The sequence below is a fragment of the Agrobacterium sp. 5Ca50 genome (assembly GCF_055381905.1).
This window is the reverse complement of the sequence record NZ_AP026438.1, coordinates 2,513,965-2,535,768: the sequence shown is the minus strand read 5'-3', so window position 1 is coordinate 2,535,768 and position 21,804 is coordinate 2,513,965. Positions and strand designations below refer to the sequence as shown.

Here is a 21,804-nt window from a genome sequence, read left to right as displayed (position 1 = left end):
CGACGAGAAAGTGCTTATGGCAGATTTTGTAGCGGTCATTCGCAAAGCCGTTGATGGCTTGGCGAACAACACTCCCGAAACCCGGGCGAAGGTTTACGAAAAAGCTCGCAGTGCCGTTGTTCGGCAACTGGAGAATATGAACCCACGTCCACCGGAAGAGTTGCTGCGACGTCAGGTCGTCAAACTTGATGCGGCGATTGCCGAGGTTGAAGGCGAATATGCCGAAGCCTTGCCGCCGCTTGAAGAAGACGACTATGTGCATGACGACTATGCTGCGCCGGAGGAAACAACCTCCGGACAGCAGTCCTACGTGCAAGAGCCTGCCGATGTGGTTGAAGAAGAACCTGCACCTGCGGTTGAAGAGCCGCAGGTTGAGGAGGAAGAGCCTGCTGCCTATGCAGCGGGTCCTGCCTATGAACCCGAGACCGAACAAGAGCCAGAGCCGGTTGAGCCTGTTTACGAACAGGCTTACGAGCCCGCGCCTGAAGTTACCTACTTCAAACCGCAGACCGTTGAACCTGTCTACGTCGATGAGCATCGTTATGAGGAGCCCGTAGAAGACGAACCGGCACCAGAACAAGAAACCGCTTACCATGAGCCCGTCGTCCATGCGCAAGAGCCGCATTGGGTCGATGATGATGCTCCTGCTGCGGAAGACGAATGGCGCAAGCCTGCCGATGATGCCGTGTACGCCGATGACTTGCGTGTAGAAGCGGAAGAGCCTGTTCTGCAGGCGCCACGTTCCTATCCGGAAGTGGTTGAGCCGGTATATGTTGCTCCCGCTGTCGAGAATGAGGCAGAGGTCGAGCCTGAGCCGGAAGTCGTTGCCGCTCCAGCCTATGGCGTGGTTGAACCGGATAACCGTCACAGTTTCGAAGACGAATCCGATCCTTTCGCCGCCCGTGCTGATTACCGTGACGACGTGTTTGCGACGCCTGCTGTCGAGCAGCCACGCAAACATTCGGCACAGGATGAGGATTTCTCCTCCTATTTTGAAGACGCGACTGTTGATCTGCCGACCGCTGGGCAGGCTTCCAGCGCTGCAGTTGCTGCGGCTGCTGGAACCGGCAAGCCGTCCTTGCAGGAAGTGCCGCTGGACTTCAAGCAGGCACCTGCTGACACCACAAAGGAAGCCGCCAACAAGGAACGCACTCCTTGGGACGATCTGGAAGAACTGATCGGTTATGACGGCATTGGCACCGATGCCAAGGTTGCCGGCAAGGTCGGTTCCTACGAGGCTGGGGCGTCTGGCATTTCTGCCGATGGTGTTCCGCCTGCGTCCTACATGGTCAAGAAAAAGCCGCGCCGCAATTATGCAAGCTATGTGCTTGCTCTGCTGGGTGTTCTGCTTCTGGCCGGTGGTGGTTACGCGCTGTGGGTCAACCGCGATGCCATGAATGACATGGTCAGCGGATTAACGCAGTCTGCGCAGCCAGAAACACCCGCCACGACAGACCAGCCAGCCCAGAACGGTGCAGACGAAACAACGACGGCCCCACCTGCAACGACGGAACAGACACCACCTGCCACGCCGCAGACGGATGACGGTTCTGTGCAGGGTAGCAAGTTTACCCAGCGTCTGCTTCCTGACGGCACCGAGCGGGACGAAGGTCCGGCACCTGGCGCCAACGGTCAGCCGGTTACCGCCGAAGGTCAATCTGTGTACGAGCAGAATGAAGCTGCTCCTGCGCAGACACCAGATGCTGCCACTACAACACCGCCAGCCACTCAGGGCGCTACTGCGACACCGGGCGTGGGTGCGCCACTTGCAGCCGGTGCAGAACGCATGTTCCTCTATGAAGAGGTGCTTGGCCAAACGGTTCCGACTGCAATCGAAGGCAGCGTGGCGTGGACCCTGCAGCATGAGCAGGGTGAAGATGGTAAGCAGCTTGCGACCGTTCAGGGCCAGATGAGCATTCCTGCACGTGGTTTGAGTGCACTGATTACCTTCAAGCGTAATCTGGACTCGTCGCTGCCTGCGAGCCATCTGGTGGAAATCGTTTTCTCTGTTACGCCTGGCTTTGAAGGCGGCGCGATCGACAGCGTTCAGCGTATTGCCATGAAGCAGACTGAACAGGACCGCGGTAACGCTTTAATTGCTGTTCCAGCGAAGATCACGGACGATTTCCATATGATCGCCCTCAATGACTTCCCAGATGCGATGAAAACCAATCTGGAGCTGCTTGCCACTCGTGACTGGATCGATATTCCAGTGTCCTATCGCAACGGCCGCCGTGCATTGCTGACTATGCAGAAGGGTCCTGAGGGTCGTGCTGCTTTTGATGCAGCGCTCAAAGACTGGGCATCAACCGCACCTGCCGCTGGCCAGTAAGGTTTCAACGCGCAGCCATTAAAAAAGCCCTCGAACACTGTTCGGGGGCTTTTCTTTTGGCTTTTACAGCCGAGGTCGCTTGGGAGGAGCGAACTTAATCAGGCGTCCACCACTCGAAGAGCCTTGGCTGCTTCCAGAGCTTGTTTCTGCACCGCTTCCTGTACCTTTTCAAAGGCACGGACTTCAATCTGGCGTACGCGCTCGCGGCTGATATCGAACTCCTCGGAAAGTTCTTCCAAAGTGATCGGGTCTTCTGCAAGGCGACGGGCTTCAAAGATGCGGCGTTCACGATCGTTCAGAACGCTCATGGCACGCGCCAACATGTGGCGGCGTGTTTCGAGCTCGTCCTGCTCAATCAGCACCTGCTCCTGGCTGTCGTGGTCATCGACCAGCCAATCCTGCCACTGGCCGGATTCGCCTTCCGCTGCCTTGATTGGTGCATTCAACGAAGCATCGCCATGCAGGCGGCGGTTCATCGATACAACTTCCTCTTCGGAAACCTTCAGCTTTCTGGCAATTTCAGCGACGTGTTCGGGCTTCAGGTCACCATCATCGATTGCCTGAATACGGCCCTTGAGGCGGCGCAGATTGAAGAACAGGCGCTTCTGGTTGGCGGTGGTGCCCATTTTGACGAGCGACCAGGACCGCAGGATATATTCCTGGATCGAGGCCTTGATCCACCACATGGCATAAGTCGCCAGTCGGAAACCACGCTCCGGGTCAAACTTCTTGACGGCCTGCATCAGGCCGACATTACCCTCGGACACCACTTCACCGATCGGCAGGCCGTAGCCGCGATAACCCATGGCAATTTTGGCTACCAGTCGCAAATGGCTGGTGACGAGCTTATGCGCAGCATCGCGGTCTCCATGTTCGGCATAACGTTTGCCGAGCATGTACTCTTCCTGCGGCTCCAGCATAGGAAACTTACGAATTTCGTCGAGATAACGATTAAGACCGGCTTCGCCGGCGGTAATTGAAGGCAAACTATTGCGGGCCATAAAGCACCCCCTATCCTTGAACTACGGCCCCCTAATCATTGCTTTTCAGGCAGGCCGCCTCGTGCGCATACAATGTATCACGCACAATTTCCCGTTACAGGTATGTAGGGGTGAACGGTGTTTCAAGAATACGGTTGCATCACGAAGCCGTTACGGTTTGCTTTTTTGATAAAAAAGGACCGGTAACGGTCCCTTTCTTGAATTTACGCCTCTTTGTCGTTTCGCAGCGCTTGCACCAATTCCTCCATGTCGTCAGGCATGTCTGTTTCAAACTCCATCACCTCACCGGTGCGCGGATGTTCAAAACACAAAAGGAAAGCATGCAGGGCCTGGCGGGGAAAGCGGTTGACTACGGCTTTTGCTTCGTCATCCAGCAGGTTTGCCTTTGTGCGGAAGGCTGCACCGTATTCGGGGTCGCCAAGTAATGGATTGCCGATATGTGCCATATGTACGCGGATCTGGTGCGTACGGCCAGTTTCCAGATGGCACTCGACCATCGATGCAAGGCACGAAGCGTCCGGCTTCTCTCGGTAGCGTTCCATGACTTCGTAATGCGTAATGGCTTCGCGTGCGTCTTCCGCTTCCTCGCGCTTCACGGTGCGCTTTGTGCGGTCATTGCCCGAACGGCCGAGCGCCGCATCGATGGTGCCACGAAGCTGTTTCGGGCGGCCCCAGACGATTGCCTTGTAGGCGCGTTCCAGTGGGCCTGTGCGGCCATGGTCGGCAAACTGCGCAGCAAGATGGCGATGGGCATTGTCGTTTTTGGCAACCACCATAACGCCGCTGGTCTCTTTATCCAGGCGGTGCACGATGCCGGGGCGTTTGACGCCACCGATACCGGAAAGGCTATCACCGCAGTGATGGATCAACGCGTTGACCAGTGTGCCCGTCCAGTTGCCAGCGCCGGGATGAACGACAAGACCGGCCGGTTTGACAAGCACGATCAAATCTTCGTCTTCGTAGAGAACATCAAGCGGGATGTCCTCGCCCTGCGGTTCAGGATCTTCCGGTTCCGGCATGTTGATCTCCACCCGGTCACCGGGGCGGATCTTCTTTTTTGGCTCAGTGATGGCGACACCATTGACGGTGACAGCTCCCTGCTCGATGAGAGATTTGAGGCGGTTGCGTGAAAAATCGCCCCCAACAGCCGTCGTCAGCCACGAATCCAGACGACCTTCGGCATCTTCTTCGGCAATCAGGACTTTTCTTGCGTCTGCGCCTTGTTTAAAGGGGTCGTTCATTCAACTTTCCGATCAAATAGTAATGACAGGACCTCAGATGACGCAGATCGAGCCAGAAGAACAGGAAGACAAGCCGCTCGACCCGGCCATGGAAAGCGTTCGTCGCAAGATGATACGCTTGCAGATCGTTTCTGGGTCCGTGATGTTCATCAGCCTTATGGCGGTGTTCGGAGCCGTTGTCTACAAGGCTATGGGGCCATCCAAGACGCAAACGCAGGCTCCGGTTGCTGCAGTCAATGGTGCAGTGCCGTCTGATGGACCTGTTTCTGCCACCGCAAGCCTGCCACAGGGCTTTGTCATTGAAAATACCTCGCTTGCTGCGGGTCAGTTGCTGTTTACCGGCAGGCTTGCCAATGGCACACGCAAGGCAATGGTGTTTGATATCGCAACGGGCCGCTTCGTGGCCGATGTGACAATCGATGCACAATGAGGCAACAACGGCCGCGACCGGCCGTGCTGTCATCGAGATAACCTCTGCCGATGATCCGCGTATAGAAGCGTTCTGCAACATCAGGGAACGCGATCTGACCGGACGGCAGGGGCGTTTTATTGCCGAGGGCACCGTGGTGTTGCGCATGCTGGCAGCCGCCCACCGCGAGGGCGGTGCATTCGAGGCTGAATGCATACTGGTGCTGAAGAACCGGCTGGAGGGTGTTGCCAGCATTCTGGAGGAGTTTCCGGCCTCTGTTCCGCTCTATGTTGCTGATGCTGCAGTTCTGGATGCGATTGCCGGTTTTCACCTGCATCGCGGTATTCTGGCGCTTGGTCGACGTTTGGCTGCCCCGCAGGCTGACGGCGACGCGACCGGGCAGGGGCTGGATAGTCTGATTGCCAGGCTGCCAAAATCATCGCTGGTGGCGGTTGGCTGTGGCATTTCGAACCACGATAATATCGGTGGCATGTTCCGCAATGCAGCGGCCTTCTATGCCGATGCGGTTCTGCTGGACGAGACATGCTGCGATCCGCTGTATCGCAAGGCGCTGCGTGTCTCTGTCGGTTCTGTGCTTGCGGTGCCCTATATCCGTGACGGCAAGGCGGTGTCGCTGCTGGAAAAACTGGCGGCAGAAGGTTTTACCATCTGGGCGTTGTCTCCTGCCGGCGAAACGGAAATTCGCAATATTCCGGTTTCCGAGCGTATGGCGTTGGTTATCGGAACAGAAGGCGACGGTTTGCCACCGGAGGTGCTGTCGCGTTTTCGAACGGCGCGTATCTCGCAATCGGCGCGGTTGGACAGCCTGAATGCCGGTACGTCATCCGGTCTTGCGCTTTACCAGATGGCAGCGGCACTCGGCCGCTTGTAATCGGTATCTCGATTAGTTTGGTTTCTGCGACAGAAGCTCGTTTGCGCGTTGCGCAAGGCTCTGGCGCGTTGCATCCGGATTGGCGGTGTCACGCGCCAGAATTTCCGGAATTGGTGAGTTGTCGCCTTCAAGGCGGGCAGTCAGGGCAATCATCCTCGCGGCAATGATGGCAATCTCCTGACGGATCGCTTCATCATTGTTGGTATTCTTGATGTTGATGAGACGCTCGGTGAGCGCCGTTCCCTGATTGCGGATTTCTTCGATTTCGCTGTTTAGATCAGCTTTGTCAGCTGCTGTGGCCGATGTTGCAGCGCTGCCGGCAATATCGATGATGGGCGGTTTTGCTGCCACGACTGGCACCTCTGATAGGGTGGAGGCAGCACTTTTGTTGGCCACAGCCGGGTTGGGCAGGCGAATGACCATCTCGCCGGATTGCGGGCTAGATGTTGCTAACCGCTCCTTGAGACGTGCAATTTCCTGGTTGCGGCGTTCAATCAGATTTTCATTGTCGGCATTGCGAGCAGCTTCCTGCGCCAGCTGTTCTTCCAGGCGGTGGATCTTGCGGCTGTCGCGGGTGATCTGATTTGCCATGTCGCGGCTTTTGTCGGTCGAGCTGTTCAGATCGCGGGTGATGGCATCTTTTTCCTTGCGCCAGGAATCATTGCGCTGACGCGCCTGCTCCACCTCGAGTTCACGGGCAGACAGGTTGATTTTCAACTCATCCAACTCGCTAGTGATACGGCTGGCGCGCTTCATCAGGTCAGCCAATTCTGCGGCCTTCAGCTGATTGCTTTCTTCTGCATGACGCAAGGTGCTTTTCAGTTTTTCAGCGGCGTCTTCCTGCTTGCGCAGTCTGGAGCGCAGGTCTCCGGTCTCGACAGACATTTCTTCGAGATGCTGGCGAAGTTCTCGGTTCTCGGTCAGGATTTTGCTGGCATCATCGGCCAAGCTGTTGCTGCGCACGGAAATCTGAACCGACTTGGCGCGCTCATTTTCAAGCTCCTGGCGGGTTCTGGCATTTTCAGCGGCATATAGTGCACGCGCCATATCCTTCTGTGCACGCACTTCCTGCGGGCTGATGGGCATGGTGGCGCGCAGGCGCTTTTCGGTATAGGCGACGATGCGGCGATGAATGGCGGGCGCTATGAGGGCTGCAACAAGAGCGGCACTCAAAAAACCCAATCCAAATAAAATCGCAAACTCGATCACGCCGGGATCTCCAAACTAAGACACGCTATACCGTTCTGACTTTTGTCGCCACCATCGACGCAAAAAGCTGCCGCATGTGTCACACGCGCAGCTTGCGCTGGCCGTTCCATACCTGCGTTAAGGGATGGCGAATCGACGCTGGCTTTTACCGTCGGCCGATATCAACTGCAAAAAATGTCAGAAAGGGTTCCAAGTTGGCTGCTGCGTCAGCTTGAGATAGCCGACATTGATGCCGAGACGTGCGCCGATGCCGGTGCGAATCGGTGCAATGGTTACGTCGTTGTTCTTCAAAACGGTCATGCCGACACCTGCAATAACGAATGCGGAGCCACTGACACCGCCAAAACGGCGGTAAAGACCATCCACGGATGCAAGGTTATAAACCAGCATCATGGTGCGCGTGCCTTGGCCACCGTAATCAAGGCCGAGCGATGGGCCTTGCCAGAAAACTGGGTGCTGACCTGCGTTCTTTGTGTAGAGCTGACCTTCGCCATAGGTGAGGCCCGCGACAAATGCGCCTGAGCCTTCCTGGCCCAGAATATAACCGTTTGGCAGGCCGTAACGCTGGAATGCCTGTTCAACGACCTTTGCAAGGCCACCGGTGGTGGAGCCAAAAAAGCCGTGTCCTGCATCCACGATTTCTTGCATCGTGTATTGGTCACTGCTTTGCGCCATGGCCTGTGCCGGCAGAATCATTCCTGCAACGACCATGAAAATCCTGATCAGTCCCAGGTGCGCAAAAGTGCGAATTTGGTGGAGGCTCATCGTCATTTCCGTCCGTCTGTTTCGTTTTACTTGCCGTATCATGACATCTGACCATTTTGGAAGCATGGTCTTAATAATCGGTTTACCAAATATGGTGTCATTATGACGGCAGGTTATTCTTGAAATAACGCACGACCGAAGAGCCGACGGCGCAGGAGATATTTATGACCATTAACCCGAACCTGACACTCTCGGGAGCCGATCTTGCGGCGTTGCTTTGCAGTCGTGTATGCCACGACGTCATTTCGCCCGTGGGCGCGATTAACAACGGCCTTGAGCTTCTTGATGAAGGTGGCGCGGACGAAGATGCAATGGATCTGATCCGTACATCCGCGTTGAACGCTTCTGTGCGACTGAAATTTGCCCGTCTGGCCTTTGGTGCTTCCGGTTCGGCCGGTGCGTCCATCGACACGGGCGAGGGTGAAAAAGCGGCAAAGGATTTTGCCGGTGCCGACAAGAAGGTTGAGGTTAGCTGGACCGGGCCGCGCGCTATCGTCGCCAAGAACCGGGTGAAGTTGCTTCTGAACCTTTTCCTGGTCGCTTACGGCGCTATTCCACGCGGTGGCAATCTCGACGTTGTCTTGGAAAATCCAGAAACCGATGCCCGATTTGAAATCACCGTTAAGGGCCGCATGCTGCGCGTTCCGGCGAAGTTCGCCGAACTTTGCAAAGGCGCTCTTGAAGAGGCGATCGACGCCCATTCCGTGCAGCCTTATTATACGCTGCTGTTGGCACAGGAAGCTGACATGGAACTGGATTATACGGTGCACGAAGACAAGATCGTGTTCGTGGCGACACTCAAGGCCTGATCAGGTCTCCGACTATTGCTAAACAAACGGCGTCCAATGGGCGCCGTTTTTGTTTGTGCCGCTTTATATAGAGCCGCTGGAACTTGATCATGTGCCAGTCGACCTCAAACCTGTTTCAGGTCGCCGCATTTACACAGCTGTCTCATTGGATTGACCCAGTTCAACATATGGAGACGGAAATGCGTTGTTTCTCATTGGCGATGCTGGCGTTGACTTTAACAGGGCAGGTTGCCCTGGCGGGCACGGCGGTAGGTTTCAAACAAATCGAGCAGGCTGAGAAGGGTAATGATCGGCCGCTGAAGATTTCATTGTGGTACCCGGCAAACGAGACGGTCACGAAAGCCGAGACAGTTGGAGAAAATCCTGTCTTTTATGGTCTTGGTGTCGAGCAGGATGTCTTGGCAGCACCGGGCAAACATCCGTTGGTTTTACTGTCGCATGGTTATGGCGGCAGCTGGCGAAACCTTAATTGGCTGGCTGGTGAGCTTGTGCAAAGCGGGTACGTTGTTACGGCACCAGACCATCCTGGCACGACATTCCAGAATATGGACAACGCAGAAGCCTTGCGGCTTTGGGAGCGTCCGCGCGATATCAGCCGCACGTTAACGGCTGTGCTGGAGAATACGTCGCTGGCTGGCGAGATAGACGACGGGAAAATCGCCGTCATAGGCCACTCTCTGGGTGGTTGGACGGCAATCGAACTGGCTGCGGTCGTTATCAGGTGGATCGCGCTCTCAAGGACTGCACGGGCGATGTCATGCCTGCGCAATGCAAAGACCTGAAACTTATGGCGCGGATCGGTATTGTCGGCGGTGGCAACACTCGTCCAGAGCTTTCTCAGGATTTGAAAGACAAGCGCATCAGGGCTGCTGTCTCGCTTGACCTTGGACCTGCCTCCGGCTTTGTGCCTGACAGTCTTGCAGGGATCGATATACCGGTTTTGGTCTATGCTGCGGGTCATGAGACGGCCGAGATTGCCGCGATAAAAAGCGATTCAGAGTATTTGCGGCAACATTTGCTAGCTTCTTCAACGCTTTACCGTGAAATTGGCGATGCAACGCATTTCAGTTTTGTCCAGACGTGCAAACCTGGTGCGGACAAGATCATTGAAGAAGAATCACCCGCGGAAGGTTTTGTTTGCCGTGATGGTGGCGGGCGAAACCGGGCGGATATTCACCGCGAGATCGCTGACAGTATTGTCTCATTTTTGCATGAGGCACTGAAATGACCGTATGTTTCACCGCTTGAAACAAAAAAGCCCGCCATGAAGGCGGGCTTTTGCATTGGGGAATGCGGTATCAGGCAGTTTCAAGATATTCTGTCGCGCCATCCGGCTCGCGCAGAACGTAACCACGACCCCACACCGTTTCGATGTAGTTCGCGCCGCCTGCGGCATTTGCCAACTTCTTGCGAAGTTTACAGATAAACACGTCAATGATCTTGAGTTCAGGCTCGTCCATACCGCCGTAAAGGTGGTTCAGGAACATTTCCTTGGTAAGGGTAGTGCCCTTGCGGAGCGAAAGCAGCTCCAGCATCTGGTATTCCTTGCCGGTCAGGTGAACGCGCTGGCCGCCGACTTCTACAGTCTTGGCGTCGAGGTTCACGATCAGCTCGCCAGTTGCGATGATCGACTGGGCATGGCCCTTCGAACGACGCACGATAGCGTGGATACGGGCAACAAGCTCATCCTTATGGAATGGCTTAGTCATGTAGTCGTCTGCGCCGAAGCCGAGACCACGTACCTTGTCTTCAATACCGGCCATGCCGGAGAGAATAAGGATAGGTGTCTTCACCTTGGACAGGCGAAGTGTTCTCAAAACTTCATAACCGGACATGTCCGGAAGATTGAGGTCGAGAAGAATGATATCGTAGTCATACAGCTTGCCTAGATCCACGCCCTCTTCGCCGAGATCGGTCGTGTAGACATTAAAACTTTCTGACTTCAGCATTAGCTCGATGCTCTGAGCTGTCGCGCTGTCGTCTTCGATGAGTAGAACCCGCATAATTATCCCCTTTGCCGCCCGCCGGAAGGTAAGTGCCTTGCGCGATACGGATCCAGACGTTGCCTGATTTGCAGGCTGCCATCAAATGGTTAACAAATTCTAATCGCCTCTGGCAAGTGTATCGAATTTGTTAAATATAAATGGCACGCCACTGATTTTCCATATGAATCCACCATCGCCAACATTGAATCTTAACATGAGGATATCGTGCTAAGTGATTCAACCGACTCGTACATTGTCGCGTCCAATTTTTTGGACATGGCATTTACCGACCCTTAAATGATCGTCGTTATCATTAATGATGCCCGTAAACGAAAGGTTAACGCGGACGTTTTTTTATTAACGTCTTGTTATTTTTTTGAACGATTTCGGCTCACACCGGCATCAACGGGTTAAAATTGTCTTGAACCGGGGTTTCGACATCCACGGAGTATTGCGTATGAAGTCGCGTGACAGCCTAATTCGCCTGAAGGAATTTCAGGTCAACGAGAAACGCCGCCAGTTGCAGCAGTTGCAACTCATGATGGCGGAGTTCGACCGGATGGCTAAGGAACTGGTACACCAGATCAGTCTTGAAGAATCCAAGTCGGGCATTACGGACCCAACACATTTTGCGTATCCGACCTTTGCCAAGGCGGCGCGTCAACGTGCTGATAACCTTCAGGTTTCCATTCGGGAACTGAGGGCGCAGCAGGAGGCGGCCGAAGCATCGCTTGAGGAAGTCGTGGCCGATTATGAAAAGGCTGCTGCTCTCGAAAGTCGCGATGGCGCCATGCGAGCACGGGCATAAGCCACCTTTATTTGCTGGCAAAACGATAAATCCGTTTTCTCGCAAAGGCTGTACTGATGACTATTTTCAGGCAGGCGCCTTCATCGAAGGCGCGTGCCTGAACCCACTTTGGGATTTTTTTGTCATTTTCGCGCTGAAAGTGATTCGTTTGGCGCGCGCTGGTGATTTTCGTGATGCTTTAGCCGAGTATCCGACCTTGGATTTGCGTTCCGGGGCCATCTATAACGGTTAACGCGCCGCTGAAATGGTTAAGACCTGACGACCATCGACGCGAATGTTGGGTTTTGAATCCAAAAAAATGGCAATTTTTATGCACCTGAAATCCGCTTAACCGGAGATGACGTCGTTCCATTCTGGGTGACGAAGCACCTGCGCCTTGAAAAAAGGGCAAAGCGGCATGATTTTCCAGCCACCTTTTCGCGCCTCTTCGATTGCATGCGCTGCCAGTGCCTGGCCAACGCCTTTGCCGCGAAGCTCGTCGGGAACACCGGTGTGATCAAGAATGATTAACTTTTCCGATGCGCGAGAATAGGTCATCTCTCCGGTATGGCCCTCAAGCGTTGCCGTGTAGAGACCTTTTGAGCCCGTTTCACTGCTTTTGAATTCCATCATCTTCTCCCGCTTAACGTTTGTGATGGCGTAGCTATACCATGCCACATGAGCAGCAGACGGGAAAAGGTGACCGCAGTTTGTGAACAGTGATGTTACAATTTGGAATGCTCAGCTTGTGCTGCGCTGCTGAATGCCGTGGGTGGGGAGCGCGAGGCGAGCCATTTGTATGGCAGCTGAAAACAGATACGCCACGGTGCATGTTTTTAAACATGCCGTGGCGCTATCTTGTATAATGGTCTCGATGCGGCTTAAGCCGCAACAGGACTTTAACTAGTGACGGTACTGCTGGATGCGCGTGGTGCGCAGACCTGCAAGGCCGTGATCGGAAATCGAAGACTGCCAGGACAGGAATTCTTCAACCGTCAGCGTATAACGCTCACAGGCTTCTTCCAGGCTCAAAAGCCCACCCCGAACCGCAGCAACTACTTCTGCCTTTCTACGGATCACCCAACGACGGGTATCAGCCGGAGGAAGGTCGGCAATTGTTAGCGGGCTGCCATCTGGGCCGATGACATATTTAACTCGTGGACGTATCATTTCGGTCATTGGACACTCTATACAAACTCAAGACCATATAGGATCAACCTAGCGCGCTAACTTTAAAAAAGAACTAAGCTGTTCGAGAGAATTTGTTAACAATTTGAACTATTTCGGGTGTTCTGTGAGGAAAACGGTTCAAATCTGGCCGAAAGATTACGGTCGTATCAAAAAAACGCAGTCTTTGTCGTGCCAATAAAAAGGCACATCTTCGACATAAACCCGGCCGGATATATCTGTGTCCGCTGATTTAAGTATTTCTTATTTGTTGTTTCTGGCGATTACTGTAATTGTAATATATTCGAATGTTTTAATGTTATTATTCTCATGCGTGCAGTATGGTCGGTTGCACAGCGATTCCGTGTACTGTTCCAACCGATAAGCCAATGCAAAAATCCAGCACCATTTTCAAATGTGAATTTCCAGATGCTTTTATAGAGGGGAGAAGAAACGTGTCGGGCAACGTTTCAACGACTGATGCAATTGATATGGCAGTTCAGGGTCTGTTTTCGTCGGAGTGCAGGGTGTGACCGGGGCCGTGATGACAGACAAGGGCGATAGCGAGTTTCCAAACCGTCTGGAAAGTGACCTTGCAGACTTATGCAAGCGACATGGCTTTGACCGTTATATGCTGACGGCTTTTCCACGTGCGGATAAATCCGGCTTCCGGGACAATATCGTTCACAGCAACTGGCCGACCGGGCTGGTGAATGCCTATTCGCTGAGTGATGCGTTTCGGAGCAGCAAGCTGATTGCCATGCTGAAGCGCAAGGTCGTTCCGGTGTTGCTGCCAGGTTCATGTTTCTGGCAGGACGAGAATGGTCGTGATGTGGCCGATCTTGGCAAGGAGTTTGCCCGGTTTGGTTATGCCAATGTCCTGGCCTGCTCGTTGCATGATGCACATATGAATATCTATGTGTTGGCTCTCAGCAGCGACGCTGTCGATCCCACGCAGCCAGATATGGCGTCATTATATTTTGAAGCTGTGGAGATTCTGGACAGGGCATCTGGCGACAGTCTGTTGCAGGCTGGGCCACGGGAAAAACTGACGGCTCGTGAAATTGAGTGTTTGCGTTGGTCTGCTGCCGGTAAAAGCAGTGAAGAGATCGCCATCATTCTCTCCATTTCCAGCCATACCGTGATCAGCTACCTGAAAAGCGCGATGCGCAAGCTTGAGGCAGTCAACCGCATGCAAGCGGTGGCGCGGGCCTATCGTTATCGATTGCTGTGAATTTGGTCACGGGCAGGGCGGATGATTGGAGCAATCAACCGTCCTTACTTCTCAAAGCACTAATCAGGTGTTTTCCGCCATGGCGGGCGTGCCCCAAGCCACGAAGTTGCCGTTGGCAAGGCCTTCTTCCGTGCAGATCTTGGGCAGATAGACCAGTGGGGCACCTTCAGGTGTGACTGTGATGCCACCGGCCGCGCGCAAGATGGCGTCACCTGCCGCCGTATCCCACAACATGGTGCGGCTAAACCGTGGATAAACATCGGCCTGACCTTCGGCAATAAGGCAGAATTTCAGCGATGATCCGACCGAATTGAAATTGCGAATGCCATGCTGTGTAACGAAAGCTGTCGTTTCCGGCGTGCTGTGCGAGCGACTGATGAGCGCCATCATCGCGTCAGGACAGCTTCTTGTGTTGATCTCTTCCCGCGAGACGATGTTGAAATCCTCGTCGAGTGTGAGCTTTTCGGCAATACCTTCGTGGCCGGTCCAGAGTGTCCTGAGCAGAGGCGCCAGCACCACACCGGTTACCGGTTCACCATCGCGAATCAGCGCAATATTGACGGTGAAATCGTCGTTTCCGGCGATGAACTCCTTGGTGCCATCAAGCGGATCGACCAGAAAGAAATCGCCGCCGGATATTTCCGGCATGATGCCAGATGATACGGCCTCTTCGGCAATAACGGGAATAGTGGGAAAAGCCTGTTGCAGCGCTGCCAGAATAACGTCTTCGGCACGCTGATCCGCCTCTGTGACGGGGGAACAGTCATTCTTATAGAGCACATGTGGCCCAGCCGTGTGGATGGCCATAATTTCTCGGCCTGCTGCAAAGGCTGCGTGTGTCAGATGCTCCAGCATTTTGACGATGTGTCCTCGGGTTCCCAGCGTTGTCTCAGATATATCGCATTCATTTCAAGTATTTACGATATATAATATTGATAAATACAGCATTAAATTGTGTCGGGAAATGGTACGGGTATCATTTCGAGTTACGTTAAGTGATAACGTTGTATTACACTGCGAAATGAGTGGTTTTTGCTCAGCTTCTGCCGAATTCCTGCTCTTTGTGATCCCAAATGCGGCAGTGAATATGAAAACTCCAAATATTTGGCTGAAATTTTCCTTTTGGGCTTCACATTTCTTTCGAACGCGTTATGCATTTCATACGGATCTGTCTTACAGGATCGCGGGAACGTAATAAAAGAGATGTGCTCCTTTAGAGAGTGCATCCGGGGGAAAATATGGAGTATTTTATCCAGCAGCTCATAAACGGGCTGACTCTTGGTTCTATCTATGGCCTGATCGCAATTGGCTATACGATGGTTTACGGCATTATCGGCATGATCAACTTCGCTCATGGCGACATCTTCATGCTGGGTGGCTTCGCAGCCCTCATCGTCTTCCTCATTCTCACATCGTTTTTTGCCGGTATTCCGGTGGCGCTGCTCCTTCTTCTTATGATGGTTGTTGCGATGCTGATGACCGGTTTGTGGAACTGGACGATTGAGCGCGTGGCTTACCGGCCGCTGCGTGGTTCCTTCCGCCTCGCACCGCTGATCACCGCGATCGGCATGTCGATTGTGCTGTCCAACTTCATTCAGGTTACACAGGGTCCACGCAACAAGCCGATCCCGTCGCTTGTGACAGATGTCTTCCACTTCGGCGCAATCACCATCTCGTTGAAGCAGCTTATCATTGTGGCCGTCACATCCGTGCTGTTGTTCGTGTTCTGGTATATCGTCAACAAGACACCGCTTGGCCGTGCGCAACGTGCAACCGAGCAGGACCGCAAGATGGCGGCACTTCTGGGTGTCGATGTAGACCGCACCATTTCGATCACCTTTGTTATGGGCGCTGCTCTCGCGGCCGTCGCTGGCACGCTGTACCTCATGTATTATGGTGTTGCCTCGTTCAATGACGGCTTCATTCCGGGCGTAAAGGCATTCACGGCTGCGGTCCTTGGTGGCATTGGCTCACTGCCAGGCGCTGTGCTGGGTGGTCTGCTGATTGGCCTGATCGAAAGCCTGTGGTCTGCCTATTTCTCGATTGCTTACAAGGATGTTGCAGCTTTTGCCATTCTTGCATTCGTTCTGATCTTCAAGCCTACGGGCATCCTCGGACGTCCCGAAGTCGAGAAGGTATAAAAACATGGCAAATCCTGGCTCTGAAACAAAATCCTCCAGCCCCGATCTTACGGCCGTGGCGTTGAAGGAAGGCCTCTACGCGGGCTTGATTTCCTTCGGCATGTTCCTTCTTTTCGTTGGTATCCGTACCTTTCAGGATATCAATAACGCACTGGTCTGGGAGACCCGTTGGGATCTTCTGGCGATTTTTGTCGCTATCGCTGCTGTCGGTCGTTTTCTGGTTGTTGGTTTTATCAAGCCAGCGCTTGATTCACGCAAACTGAAAAAAGCACGCACTGGCGTACTGGATATCACTGAAGAAAAAAGCGATTTCCAAAAGTATTTTCTGAAGATCGCGCTTGTTGCGTTGCTTCTCTACCCACCTGTTATGGTCGCAATTAACGGCTTTCAGGGTTCACTGAAATACGTTGATAACTTCGGTATCCAGATCCTGATCTACGTCATGCTGGCATGGGGTTTGAATATCGTTGTCGGTCTGGCCGGTTTGCTCGATCTGGGATATGTGGCGTTCTACGCGGTTGGTGCCTATTCCTATGCACTGCTGTCCAGCTACTTCGGCTTCTCGTTCTGGCTGCTCTTGCCAATGTCCGGTATTCTGGCGGCGTTTTGGGGTGTTATCCTCGGGTTCCCCGTTCTGCGCCTGCGTGGTGACTATCTTGCCATCGTGACACTTGCCTTCGGTGAAATCATTCGTCTTGTTTTGATAAACTGGACAGATGTGACCAAGGGCACGTTCGGTATCTCGAGCATCGCCAAGGCATCGGTCTTCGGCATCTGGTCATTCGATACCGGTGCGCCGAACAACTTCGCCAAGGCTTTTGGCCTGTCGATGTCGTCGGCCTATTATAAAATCTTCCTGTTCTACGTCATCCTGGCGCTTTGCCTTCTGACAGCCTACGTCACGATTCGCCTGCGTCGCATGCCGATCGGTCGTGCATGGGAAGCCCTGCGTGAAGATGAAATTGCCTGCCGCTCGCTTGGTATCGATACGGTTGCGACCAAACTCACCGCCTTTGCAACAGGCGCGATGTTTGGTGGTTTTGCCGGTTCATTCTTCGCAGCTCGCCAGGGGTTCGTATCGCCTGAATCCTTCGTGTTCCTTGAATCTGCGGTCATTCTGGCCATCGTGGTTCTCGGTGGCATGGGATCACTCACCGGCATTGCCATTGCGGCTGTGGTGATGGTGGGCGGCACGGAAGCACTGCGCGAAATGGAGTTCCTCAAGCATTTCTTCGGCAATGACTTCACGCCGGAACTCTACCGTATGCTGCTGTTCGGTCTGGCAATGATTATCGTGATGCTGTTCAAGCCACGTGGTTTTGTGGGTTCACGCGAACCAACTGCCTTCTTGAAAAAACGCAAGGCTGTCTCCGGCAGCTTTACGAAGGAAGGTCACGGCTGATGGCATCCGGAGCAAGTTCCATGAAAAAAGATACGATACTGAAGGTCGAACACCTCTCGATGAAGTTCGGCGGCTTGATGGCCATCAACGACTTTTCGTTTGAAGCCAAGCGCGGTGAAATCACCGCATTGATCGGGCCGAACGGTGCTGGCAAAACAACCGTGTTCAACTGCATCACCGGTTTTTACAAACCGACAATGGGCATGATCACGATGAACGGGAAGGAGGGGCAGCAGCACCTTCTGGAACGTTTGCCGGATTTCAAGATCACCAAAAAAGCCAAGGTTGCGAGAACCTTCCAAAACATCCGGCTTTTCTCCGGTCTGACGGTGCTCGAAAACTTGTTGGTTGCGCAGCACAACGTGCTGATGAAGGCATCCGGTTACACCATTCTCGGTCTGCTGGGTTTCGCGGCTTACAAAAACGCTGCAGCTGATGCCATCGAGAAGGCAAAGTACTGGCTCGACAAGGCCAATCTGACGGATCGTGCTGATGATCCGGCAGGTGATCTTTCCTATGGCGCGCAGCGCCGTCTGGAAATTGCCCGTGCCATGTGCACCGGTCCTGAGCTTCTGTGCCTCGACGAGCCGGCCGCGGGTCTAAACCCGAAGGAATCCCTGGCACTGAACGCATTGCTGCGTGGCATCCGCGATGAAGGAACATCGCTTTTGCTGATCGAGCACGACATGTCGGTGGTTATGGAAATTTCCGATCATGTGGTGGTGCTTGAATACGGTCAGAAGATTTCTGACGGGACGCCGGACCATGTCAAGAATGACCCCAAGGTCATCGCCGCCTACCTCGGTGTCGAGGACGATGAAGTGGAAGAAATTATTGCTGAAGAACTTGACGGGGGCGCGGTCTAATGTCCGGTGAATCCCTTCTTAAAGTCCAGAATGTTGAAACCTATTACGGCAATATCCGTGCGCTCGCCGGTGTCGATATCGAGGTGAACAGGGGCGAGATCGTCAGCCTTATCGGCGCTAACGGTGCTGGCAAATCCACGTTGATGATGACCATTTGCGGCAGCCCGCAGGCCCGTTCCGGTTCGGTCATCTTCGATGGCGAGGACATTACCCGTGTTCCAACACATCTGATTGCGCGCAAGCGTATTGCGCAGTCTCCTGAAGGTCGTCGCATTTTTCCGCGCATGACGGTTCTGGAAAACCTTCAGATGGGCGCTGGTCTGGATAATCTGAAATATTTCAAGGAAGACGTGGAGAAGATCTTTGTGATGTTCCCGCGCCTGAAGGAACGTCAGAGCCAGCGTGGCGGTACATTGTCGGGTGGTGAGCAGCAGATGTTGTCCATCGGCCGTGCGCTGATGGCTCGTCCGAAACTGTTGTTGCTGGACGAACCTTCACTGGGTCTCGCGCCACTGATCGTTAAGGGCATTTTTGAAGCTATCAAGAAACTGAACAGGGAAGAAGGTCTGACCGTGTTTCTTGTTGAACAGAACGCTTTTGCTGCCCTCAAGCTTTCCGACCGCGCTTATGTGATGGTGAACGGCAAGGTAACCATGAGCGGTTCCGGCAAGGAACTTCTGGCCGATCCTGAAGTGCGTGCGGCCTATCTGGAAGGTGGCCGCCACTGATATGCGTCACGAAAACTTTTGGCGGTTTTCAAGACGATAAAAGGTGAGGCAACGAGATTTTGAACGGCGAGATTTCTACGAATTCGCCGTTTTAAAAAGAAATTCAGGTGTCGCCAGCCATCAAAAAGAAGCTGGCACCCCTGCAATCGGAATGGTGTTTCTCTTTCTCAGAAATGTCATGCCGCAAAATACTTTCCCGTCTTTGGCCTCAAAGCTGGCAACAGATTTGAAGGGGTGGGAAATGGAATTCCCGGTCTGCAAGGACCGGTTTTAAAATAAGAATAACGGAGCGTCTGTCGTAAGGGCGACCGCGCTAAAGGGGAAAATGAAATGCAGGGACTTTTTTTCGAAACAGATACGATGCCTCGTTACGTCTTGCGGGTATTGGTTCTGCTTCTGGGGTTCTGGACAGCATGGCGTACCGGCAAGTCGGTAGCCGATGGTTGGGGCGAAATGCCTCGGGTGATCGTCTATACGTTACTTCTGGGCTTTGCCATGCGCTTCTTGCATCACGCGCTGTTTAACGGCCCGATACTGAATGGCTTCTACTACACAATCGATGTGGTGGTGTTGCTTGTTTTTTCCGTTGCCGGTTTCCGTACTCGCAGAACGAGCCAAATGGTCAATAACTACTATTGGCTATACGAAAAAAGTTCTGCTTTTTCCTGGAAGAAGAAAGATTGACAGGGCAGGGTCTCTGACCTCAGACTGCTCGCAAAGGTGGAACAGCTTTCCTGTTTAGTGATGATGGGGCTGGACAGGTAAACAACAATACCCATCCAAAAGGAACTGGGAGTAACATAATGAAGAAGTCTCTTCTTTCCGCAGTAGCGCTGACTGCAATGGTCGCGTTCAGCGGCTCTGCCTGGGCTGATATTCTCGTCGCCGTTGGTGGCCCGCTGACTGGCCCGAACGCAGCGTTCGGTGCACAGCTCCAGAAGGGTGCCGAGCAAGCGGCAGCAGACATTAATGCTGCTGGCGGTATCAACGGCGAACAGATCAAAATCGTCCTGGGTGACGACGTGTCCGACCCCAAGCAGGGCATCTCCGTTGCCAACAAGTTCGTTGCTGACGGCGTGAAGTTTGTTGTTGGTCACTTCAACTCGGGCGTTTCGATCCCGGCTTCCGAAGTGTACGCAGAAAACGGCATTCTCGAAGTGACGCCTGCTGCGACCAACCCGGTTTTCACCGAACGCGGCCTGTGGAACACCTTCCGTACGTGCGGTCGTGACGACCAGCAGGGCGGCATTGCCGGCAAGTATCTTGCTGACCACTTCAAGGATGCAAAGATCGCCATCATTCACGACAAGACCCCATATGGTCAGGGCCTTGCCGACGAAACCAAAAAGGCTGCAAACGCTGCCGGTGTGACTGAAGCCATGTACGAAGGCGTTAACGTCGGCGACAAGGACTTCTCCGCACTGATCGCAAAGATGAAGGAAGCCGGCGTTTCTATCATCTATTGGGGCGGCCTGCACACAGAAGCTGGTCTGATCATCCGTCAGGCTGCTGACCAGGGTCTCAAGGCAACGCTCATTTCCGGTGACGGTATCGTGTCCAACGAACTGGCCTCGATTGCTGGTGACGCTGTTGAAGGCACGCTCAACACATTCGGTCCTGATCCAACCCTGCGTCCTGAAAACAAGGAACTGGTAGAGAAGTTCAAGGCTGCCGGCTTCAACCCTGAAGCTTACACTCTGTACTCCTATGCTGCGCTCCAGACGATTGCTGAAGCTGCCAAGGCTGCCGGTTCGACCGACGCTGAAGCTGTTGCCGAAGCAATGAAGAAGGGGACGTTCAAGACCGTTCTTGGCGATATCTCCTTCGACGAAAAGGGCGATCCAAAGCTTCCTGGTTACGTTATGTACGAGTGGAAGAAGGGTCCGGACGGCAAGTTCAGCTACTTCCAGCATGGCAGCTAAGTTTCTGCTAATGCATCCAAGAAGCCCGGCAGAGATGCCGGGCTTTTTTACTTTTGAGGACACGGAATAGCAGCTGTTTTCTGACTTTCCCGCGCACCAGATTGTTTTTGCCACAAAGGCGACATTGTCGTTGCAATGAATGTGGAGGGGACAACTGCCGGGAGAGATTCGATGGTGATGCGGCGACTTTTGACAGTCGGTTTGGTCGTGCTTGGGCTGGGAGGCGGTCTGCTTGGCCTTTACACCCTCGGCAATTCTCGCACGACACAATTATTTGGCGAGATTTTTGCCCGGGTCGAAACCAGCAAGCCACTCGTTGCCCTGACATTTGATGATGGTCCAACCGTTCGTTTCACACAGGATGTGCTGGATATGCTGAAAGAGCATGATGTCCTGGCAACGTTTTTCCTGACGGGCAGGGAAATGCAGGAAAATCCGGCGCAGGCGCGGGCGATTGTCGAGGCAGGGCATCAGGCAGGCAATCACTCTTACTCGCATTCCCGCATGTTATTGACGGGACCTGCTACCGTTGCCGACGAAATTGAGCGGACTGATGCCGCTATCCGTGCCGCCGGCTATCAAGGTGAAATTGATTTTCGCCCACCTTATGGCAAAAAGCTGGTGACCTTGCCGTGGTATCTGTCGCAGAATAATCGCAAAACAATCACCTGGGACATAGAGCCGGAAAGTTATCCTGACATTGCGGGCAATGCTGATGCCATGGCTGCGCATGTGCTTGAAAAAGCGCAGAATGGGTCGATCATTTTGCTGCATGTGATGTATCGCAGCGGAGAGGCAAGCCGTGCGTCCGTACCGAAGATCGTTGAGGGTCTGAGACAGCGCGGTTTTGATTTCGTGACCGTTTCACAGCTACTCGCCAGCCGTTCTGAGGAGGCACCGTAGACTTAGGAGGG

General features: G+C 53.7%; 24 protein-coding genes. 16 read left to right on the top strand and 8 right to left on the bottom strand.

All coding sequences use genetic code 11. From position 1 onward, the window contains the following. Nucleotides 1-16: 16 nt before the first annotated feature. Entirely contained in the window at nt 17-2,332 is a 2,316-nt protein-coding gene (locus ACZ5FM_RS12340; RefSeq protein WP_464038834.1) for a hypothetical protein, read from the top strand. A 98-nt stretch (nt 2,333-2,430) separates the two neighbouring features. Here ACZ5FM_RS12340 and rpoH read toward each other — a convergent pair whose 3' ends face one another. Beyond that, entirely contained in the window at nt 2,431-3,333 is a 903-nt protein-coding gene (gene rpoH, locus ACZ5FM_RS12335) for an RNA polymerase sigma factor RpoH (protein ID WP_192488212.1), read from the bottom strand. Between the two features lie 203 nt (nt 3,334-3,536). Then, nucleotides 3,537-4,574 (bottom strand): RluA family pseudouridine synthase, encoded by a 1,038-nt coding sequence (locus ACZ5FM_RS12330; RefSeq protein WP_464038833.1) that lies wholly within the window; start codon nt 4,572-4,574, stop codon nt 3,537-3,539. Nucleotides 4,575-4,611: 37 nt separating this feature from the next. Here ACZ5FM_RS12330 and ACZ5FM_RS12325 point away from each other — a divergent pair, with 37 nt between their 5' ends. Further along, the gene (locus ACZ5FM_RS12325; RefSeq protein ID WP_192488214.1) at nt 4,612-5,004 is read left to right on the top strand and encodes a hypothetical protein; all 393 of its coding nucleotides are present in this window, start codon (nt 4,612-4,614) and stop codon (nt 5,002-5,004) included. Next, the gene (locus ACZ5FM_RS12320; RefSeq protein ID WP_464038832.1) at nt 4,994-5,875 is read left to right on the top strand and encodes a TrmH family RNA methyltransferase; all 882 of its coding nucleotides are present in this window, start codon (nt 4,994-4,996) and stop codon (nt 5,873-5,875) included. The genes ACZ5FM_RS12325 and ACZ5FM_RS12320 overlap by 11 nt, the downstream gene beginning before the upstream one ends. 12 nt (nt 5,876-5,887) lie before the next feature. On the opposite strand, the gene ACZ5FM_RS12315 is transcribed toward ACZ5FM_RS12320, so the two are convergent. After that, nucleotides 5,888-7,048 (bottom strand): coiled-coil domain-containing protein, encoded by a 1,161-nt coding sequence (locus ACZ5FM_RS12315; RefSeq protein ID WP_464038831.1) that lies wholly within the window; start codon nt 7,046-7,048, stop codon nt 5,888-5,890. A gap of 213 nt (nt 7,049-7,261) precedes the next feature. Beyond that, nucleotides 7,262-7,855, bottom strand: a complete 594-nt coding sequence (locus ACZ5FM_RS12310) for a DUF1134 domain-containing protein (RefSeq protein ID WP_192488217.1) — start codon at nt 7,853-7,855, stop codon at nt 7,262-7,264. A gap of 158 nt (nt 7,856-8,013) precedes the next feature. On the opposite strand from ACZ5FM_RS12310, the gene chpT reads away from it, so the two are divergent. The 3 genes from chpT to ACZ5FM_RS12295 all read left to right on the top strand — a co-directional run bounded on the left by chpT (nt 8,014) and on the right by ACZ5FM_RS12295 (nt 9,886). Next, nucleotides 8,014-8,658 carry a histidine phosphotransferase ChpT gene (chpT, locus tag ACZ5FM_RS12305; RefSeq protein ID WP_250982120.1) on the top strand — a complete coding sequence of 215 codons (645 nt, stop codon included), beginning with the start codon at nt 8,014-8,016 and terminating at the stop codon, nt 8,656-8,658. A gap of 179 nt (nt 8,659-8,837) precedes the next feature. Beyond that, nucleotides 8,838-9,440: an alpha/beta hydrolase family protein gene (locus ACZ5FM_RS12300; RefSeq protein ID WP_464038830.1), complete on the top strand. Its 603-nt coding sequence runs from the start codon at nt 8,838-8,840 to the stop codon at nt 9,438-9,440. Continuing rightward, nucleotides 9,416-9,886, top strand: a complete 471-nt coding sequence (locus ACZ5FM_RS12295) for an alpha/beta hydrolase family protein (protein WP_464038829.1) — start codon at nt 9,416-9,418, stop codon at nt 9,884-9,886. Before ACZ5FM_RS12300 ends, ACZ5FM_RS12295 begins: the two co-directional genes overlap by 25 nt. A gap of 70 nt (nt 9,887-9,956) precedes the next feature. Here ACZ5FM_RS12295 and ctrA read toward each other — a convergent pair whose 3' ends face one another. Continuing rightward, on the bottom strand, nt 9,957-10,661 hold the full coding sequence (gene ctrA / locus ACZ5FM_RS12290) for a response regulator transcription factor CtrA (RefSeq protein WP_192488220.1): 705 nt from the start codon (nt 10,659-10,661) through the stop codon (nt 9,957-9,959). A 439-nt stretch (nt 10,662-11,100) separates the two neighbouring features. On the opposite strand from ctrA, the gene ACZ5FM_RS12285 reads away from it, so the two are divergent. Continuing rightward, nucleotides 11,101-11,451, top strand: a complete 351-nt coding sequence (locus ACZ5FM_RS12285) for a flagellar export protein FliJ (protein WP_250982118.1) — start codon at nt 11,101-11,103, stop codon at nt 11,449-11,451. Then, nucleotides 11,396-11,683, top strand: a complete 288-nt coding sequence (locus ACZ5FM_RS12280) for a hypothetical protein (protein ID WP_464038828.1) — start codon at nt 11,396-11,398, stop codon at nt 11,681-11,683. The genes ACZ5FM_RS12285 and ACZ5FM_RS12280 overlap by 56 nt, the downstream gene beginning before the upstream one ends. A 95-nt stretch (nt 11,684-11,778) precedes the next feature. Here ACZ5FM_RS12280 and ACZ5FM_RS12275 read toward each other — a convergent pair whose 3' ends face one another. Together ACZ5FM_RS12275 and sciP are read right to left on the bottom strand one after the other, a co-directional pair. After that, nucleotides 11,779-12,060, bottom strand: coding sequence for a GNAT family N-acetyltransferase (locus tag ACZ5FM_RS12275; RefSeq protein WP_192488222.1), 282 nt, complete (start codon nt 12,058-12,060; stop codon nt 11,779-11,781). 273 nt (nt 12,061-12,333) lie between these two features. Next, entirely contained in the window at nt 12,334-12,609 is a 276-nt protein-coding gene (gene sciP, locus ACZ5FM_RS12270) for a CtrA inhibitor SciP (protein WP_027675777.1), read from the bottom strand. A 517-nt stretch (nt 12,610-13,126) separates the two neighbouring features. Here sciP and ACZ5FM_RS12265 point away from each other — a divergent pair. After that, nucleotides 13,127-13,831: a LuxR family transcriptional regulator gene (locus ACZ5FM_RS12265; protein ID WP_259143353.1), complete on the top strand. Its 705-nt coding sequence runs from the start codon at nt 13,127-13,129 to the stop codon at nt 13,829-13,831. 63 nt (nt 13,832-13,894) lie between these two features. Here ACZ5FM_RS12265 and cysQ read toward each other — a convergent pair whose 3' ends face one another. Continuing rightward, complete coding sequence (cysQ, locus tag ACZ5FM_RS12260; protein WP_250982115.1) at nt 13,895-14,686, bottom strand: 3'(2'),5'-bisphosphate nucleotidase CysQ; 792 nt, start codon at nt 14,684-14,686, stop codon at nt 13,895-13,897. A gap of 383 nt (nt 14,687-15,069) precedes the next feature. On the opposite strand from cysQ, the gene ACZ5FM_RS12255 reads away from it, so the two are divergent. The 7 genes from ACZ5FM_RS12255 (at nt 15,070) to ACZ5FM_RS12225 (ending at nt 21,793) form a co-directional block, all read left to right on the top strand. Further along, a complete protein-coding gene (locus tag ACZ5FM_RS12255; RefSeq protein ID WP_192488225.1) occupies nt 15,070-15,972 on the top strand; it encodes a branched-chain amino acid ABC transporter permease in 903 nt (300 codons plus the stop codon). A 4-nt stretch (nt 15,973-15,976) separates the two neighbouring features. Further along, complete coding sequence (livM, locus tag ACZ5FM_RS12250; RefSeq protein WP_250982114.1) at nt 15,977-17,374, top strand: high-affinity branched-chain amino acid ABC transporter permease LivM; 1,398 nt, start codon at nt 15,977-15,979, stop codon at nt 17,372-17,374. Between the two features lie 20 nt (nt 17,375-17,394). Beyond that, the gene (locus ACZ5FM_RS12245; RefSeq protein ID WP_464038827.1) at nt 17,395-18,240 is read left to right on the top strand and encodes an ABC transporter ATP-binding protein; all 846 of its coding nucleotides are present in this window, start codon (nt 17,395-17,397) and stop codon (nt 18,238-18,240) included. Then, the gene (locus ACZ5FM_RS12240; protein ID WP_250982113.1) at nt 18,240-18,968 is read left to right on the top strand and encodes an ABC transporter ATP-binding protein; all 729 of its coding nucleotides are present in this window, start codon (nt 18,240-18,242) and stop codon (nt 18,966-18,968) included. The genes ACZ5FM_RS12245 and ACZ5FM_RS12240 overlap by 1 nt, the downstream gene beginning before the upstream one ends. Before the next feature lie 330 nt (nt 18,969-19,298). Beyond that, nucleotides 19,299-19,652 carry a DUF6867 family protein gene (locus ACZ5FM_RS12235; protein WP_259143357.1) on the top strand — a complete coding sequence of 118 codons (354 nt, stop codon included), beginning with the start codon at nt 19,299-19,301 and terminating at the stop codon, nt 19,650-19,652. 119 nt (nt 19,653-19,771) lie between these two features. Beyond that, entirely contained in the window at nt 19,772-20,890 is a 1,119-nt protein-coding gene (locus ACZ5FM_RS12230; protein WP_464038826.1) for a branched-chain amino acid ABC transporter substrate-binding protein, read from the top strand. Between the two features lie 171 nt (nt 20,891-21,061). Beyond that, on the top strand, nt 21,062-21,793 hold the full coding sequence (locus ACZ5FM_RS12225; protein ID WP_464038825.1) for a polysaccharide deacetylase family protein: 732 nt from the start codon (nt 21,062-21,064) through the stop codon (nt 21,791-21,793). The last annotated feature ends 11 nt before the right edge of the window (nt 21,794-21,804 follow it).

What these genes read in the sequence shown, in the direction of transcription:
- ACZ5FM_RS12340 (WP_464038834.1), top strand. Translation starts at nt 17, where the DNA reads ATGGCAGATTTTGTAGCGGTCATTCGCAAAGCCGTTGATGGCTTGGCG.
- rpoH (WP_192488212.1), bottom strand. Translation starts at nt 3,333, where the DNA reads ATGGCCCGCAATAGTTTGCCTTCAATTACCGCCGGCGAAGCCGGTCTT.
- ACZ5FM_RS12330 (WP_464038833.1), bottom strand. Translation starts at nt 4,574, where the DNA reads ATGAACGACCCCTTTAAACAAGGCGCAGACGCAAGAAAAGTCCTGATT.
- ACZ5FM_RS12325 (WP_192488214.1), top strand. Translation starts at nt 4,612, where the DNA reads ATGACGCAGATCGAGCCAGAAGAACAGGAAGACAAGCCGCTCGACCCG.
- ACZ5FM_RS12320 (WP_464038832.1), top strand. Translation starts at nt 4,994, where the DNA reads ATGCACAATGAGGCAACAACGGCCGCGACCGGCCGTGCTGTCATCGAG.
- ACZ5FM_RS12310 (WP_192488217.1), bottom strand. Translation starts at nt 7,855, where the DNA reads ATGACGATGAGCCTCCACCAAATTCGCACTTTTGCGCACCTGGGACTG.
- chpT (WP_250982120.1), top strand. Translation starts at nt 8,014, where the DNA reads ATGACCATTAACCCGAACCTGACACTCTCGGGAGCCGATCTTGCGGCG.
- ACZ5FM_RS12300 (WP_464038830.1), top strand. Translation starts at nt 8,838, where the DNA reads ATGCGTTGTTTCTCATTGGCGATGCTGGCGTTGACTTTAACAGGGCAG.
- ACZ5FM_RS12295 (WP_464038829.1), top strand. Translation starts at nt 9,416, where the DNA reads ATGCCTGCGCAATGCAAAGACCTGAAACTTATGGCGCGGATCGGTATT.
- ctrA (WP_192488220.1), bottom strand. Translation starts at nt 10,661, where the DNA reads ATGCGGGTTCTACTCATCGAAGACGACAGCGCGACAGCTCAGAGCATC.
- ACZ5FM_RS12285 (WP_250982118.1), top strand. Translation starts at nt 11,101, where the DNA reads ATGAAGTCGCGTGACAGCCTAATTCGCCTGAAGGAATTTCAGGTCAAC.
- ACZ5FM_RS12280 (WP_464038828.1), top strand. Translation starts at nt 11,396, where the DNA reads ATGAAAAGGCTGCTGCTCTCGAAAGTCGCGATGGCGCCATGCGAGCAC.
- ACZ5FM_RS12275 (WP_192488222.1), bottom strand. Translation starts at nt 12,060, where the DNA reads ATGGAATTCAAAAGCAGTGAAACGGGCTCAAAAGGTCTCTACACGGCA.
- sciP (WP_027675777.1), bottom strand. Translation starts at nt 12,609, where the DNA reads ATGACCGAAATGATACGTCCACGAGTTAAATATGTCATCGGCCCAGAT.
- cysQ (WP_250982115.1), bottom strand. Translation starts at nt 14,686, where the DNA reads ATGCTGGAGCATCTGACACACGCAGCCTTTGCAGCAGGCCGAGAAATT.
- ACZ5FM_RS12255 (WP_192488225.1), top strand. Translation starts at nt 15,070, where the DNA reads ATGGAGTATTTTATCCAGCAGCTCATAAACGGGCTGACTCTTGGTTCT.
- livM (WP_250982114.1), top strand. Translation starts at nt 15,977, where the DNA reads ATGGCAAATCCTGGCTCTGAAACAAAATCCTCCAGCCCCGATCTTACG.
- ACZ5FM_RS12245 (WP_464038827.1), top strand. Translation starts at nt 17,395, where the DNA reads ATGAAAAAAGATACGATACTGAAGGTCGAACACCTCTCGATGAAGTTC.
- ACZ5FM_RS12240 (WP_250982113.1), top strand. Translation starts at nt 18,240, where the DNA reads ATGTCCGGTGAATCCCTTCTTAAAGTCCAGAATGTTGAAACCTATTAC.
- ACZ5FM_RS12235 (WP_259143357.1), top strand. Translation starts at nt 19,299, where the DNA reads ATGCAGGGACTTTTTTTCGAAACAGATACGATGCCTCGTTACGTCTTG.
- ACZ5FM_RS12230 (WP_464038826.1), top strand. Translation starts at nt 19,772, where the DNA reads ATGAAGAAGTCTCTTCTTTCCGCAGTAGCGCTGACTGCAATGGTCGCG.
- ACZ5FM_RS12225 (WP_464038825.1), top strand. Translation starts at nt 21,062, where the DNA reads ATGGTGATGCGGCGACTTTTGACAGTCGGTTTGGTCGTGCTTGGGCTG.